The sequence below is a fragment of the Kitasatospora sp. NPDC056800 genome (genome assembly GCF_042789775.1).
GTDB lineage: Bacteria > Actinomycetota > Actinomycetes > Streptomycetales > Streptomycetaceae > Kitasatospora.
The window spans coordinates 1-2,266 of record NZ_JBHUAL010000396.1 but is presented as its reverse complement, the minus strand read 5'-3'; the positions used below and the strand labels follow the sequence as shown (position 1 = coordinate 2,266).

The window sequence follows — 2,266 nt, the reverse complement described above, 5'->3', positions numbered from 1 at the left end:
CGGCCGAACCGTTCCTGCGCGGGCACTACCCCGGCCTGCCGGTGGTCCCCGGCTTCGGCCTGGTGCAGTACGTCCACGAGCTGGCGGCCGCGGCCGCCGTCCCCGGCCCCGGCCGGGCCGAGCTCACCCGGGCGCGCTTCCTGAGCCCGGTGCGGCCCGGCGACGAGATCGCCGTCGACGCCCGGATCCAGCGCGACCACGACGGGGCCCGGGTCTGCGCCCAGGTCCACGCCGACGACCGACTCGCCGCCGAGATCACCCTGTTCTACCCCCGGGAGGCCCTGTGAAGGACATCGCCGCCATCACCTCGGTCGTCCCGCACCGCCACCCCGCGCTGCTGGTCGACCGGATCGCCGAGATCGAACCGGGCCGCCGGCTCGTCGCGTACAAGGCGGTCACCCTCGCCGAGCCCGCCTACCGGGACGTGCCCGAGGACGCCGCCAACGAGGAGTACGACTACCCGCTCGGCCAGCTGCTGGAGTCCTGGGCGCAGTGCGCGGTGCTGCTGTCCTGTTGGGAGCGGCCGAACGCCAACGTGCTGGACGGGCAGGTCGTGCTGCTGGCCCGGACCCGGGACGTCCGGGTGCTCGGCCCGGTCCGCCCCGGCTCGGTCGTGGTGCACGAGGTCACCATGGTCCGCGCCCTCGGCGACTCCTTCATCACCTCCGGCCGCAGCACCGTGGACGGCCACCCGGTGCTGGAGGTCGGCCAGTTGACGCTGGCGCTGCGCCCGGCGGAACTCCTCCGGGCCCCTGGAAGCACGACCGACGGGAGGTCCTGATGTCCGCACGACGGGTCGCCCTGGTGACCGGAGGGTCCCGGGGCATCGGACGCAGCGTGGTGGCCCGGCTCGCCGCCGACGGCTACGACGTGGCGTTCTGCTACCAGTCCCGGGAGGAGGCCGCGGCGGAGACCGCGAAGGAGGCCGAGGCGGCCGGCGCCCGGGTGCTGGCCCGGCGGGTCGACGTGGCCGACCGCGCCCAGGCCGAGGCCTTCGTCAAGGCCGCCGAGCAGGAGCTGGGCCCGCTCCACGCGGTCGTCTCCTCGGCCGGCATCGTCCGGGACAACCCGCTGGTGCTGCTCACCGAGCAGGCCTGGCAGGACGTCATGCGGGTCAACCTGGACGGCACGTACCACGTCTGCCGGGCGGCGGTGTTCGCGATGATGAAGCGCCGCGCCGGCGCCCTGGTGACGATGTCCTCGGTGGCCGGCGTGTACGGCAACGCCACCCAGACCAACTACTCGGCGTCCAAGGCCGGGATCATCGGGTTCTCCAAGGCGCTGGCCAAGGAGGTCGCGCCGCGCGGCATCCGGGTCAACTCCGTGGCGCCCGGCTTCATCGAGACCGACATGACCTCCGCCCTCGCCGAGGGCGCCGACCTCACCGGACGCATCCCGCTGGGCCGCCTCGGCCGCCCCGAGGAGGTCGCCGACCTGGTCTCCTTCCTGCTCTCCGACCGCGCCTCGTACATCACCGGGCAGGTCTTCGGCGTCGACGGCGGGCTGGTGCTGTGAGCGGGTCCGGCAGGGCTCCGCGGTTCTACTTCTCGCTGCGCAGCCCGTACTCCTGGCTCGCCTACCGCGAGCTGCTGGAGCGGCACCCGGACGTCGCCGGGGCGGTGGAGTGGCGGCCCTTCTTCGAGCCGGACGGCACCAGCGAGCGGCTGCTGGCCGAGCTCGGCGGCTCGTTCCCGTACACCGCGATGTCCCGCGCCAAGCACCTGTACGTCCTCCAGGACGTGCGGCGCCTCACCGCCGCGCGGGGGATCGCGTTCCGCTGGCCGGTGGACCGCGACCCGGTCTGGGAGGTCCCCCACCTGGCCTATCTGCGGGCCCTGCGCGGGGGTCTCGGCCCGCAGTTCGTCGCGGCCGCCTACCGGGCCCGCTGGGAGCAGGGCCGGGACATCTGCGACCGGACCGTCATCGCCGGGATCGGGGCCGAACTGGGCCTCGACCCGGCGGAGTTGGCGGGTGCGAGCGACGACCCGGAGCTGCGCCGGCAGGGGGCCCTGCTGCTCAAGGACATCTGCGACGACGGGGTGTTCGGCGTCCCGTTCTTCGTCCAGGGCTTCAACCGCTTCTGGGGGCTGGACCGGCTGCCGGACTTCGTCGCCCACCTGCGGGCCCGGGCCGGCGGCGACGGGGCGCTGCCGCCGCCGGCCGCCCCGGCGGTCGGGCTCGGCGCCCGGGCCGTCGACGACGGCCACGCGGGCGGCTGCGGCTGACCGGCCCGCACGCGTACGGCACGGCCCCGGCGGAGGAACGC

3 protein-coding genes and 1 pseudogene are annotated in these 2,266 nt (G+C 75.0%); all 4 read left to right on the top strand.

Annotation, left to right across the window (positions count from 1 at the left end; translation table 11 throughout):
* Positions 1–287 (top strand): annotated as a pseudogene (locus ACFRQN_RS40610) (hypothetical protein); the annotation flags it as partial.
* A complete protein-coding gene (locus tag ACFRQN_RS40605) occupies positions 284–781 on the top strand; it encodes a 3-hydroxyacyl-ACP dehydratase FabZ family protein (RefSeq protein ID WP_049655093.1) in 498 nt (165 codons plus the stop codon). The pseudogene ACFRQN_RS40610 and the gene ACFRQN_RS40605, both read left to right, overlap by 4 nt.
* Positions 781–1,515 (top strand): 3-oxoacyl-[acyl-carrier-protein] reductase, encoded by a 735-nt coding sequence (fabG, locus tag ACFRQN_RS40600; protein ID WP_049655090.1) that lies wholly within the window; start codon positions 781–783, stop codon positions 1,513–1,515. Before ACFRQN_RS40605 ends, fabG begins: the two co-directional genes overlap by 1 nt.
* Positions 1,512–2,225: a 2-hydroxychromene-2-carboxylate isomerase gene (locus ACFRQN_RS40595; protein ID WP_117487106.1), complete on the top strand. Its 714-nt coding sequence runs from the start codon at positions 1,512–1,514 to the stop codon at positions 2,223–2,225. Before fabG ends, ACFRQN_RS40595 begins: the two co-directional genes overlap by 4 nt.
* Positions 2,226–2,266: the final 41 nt, after the last annotated feature.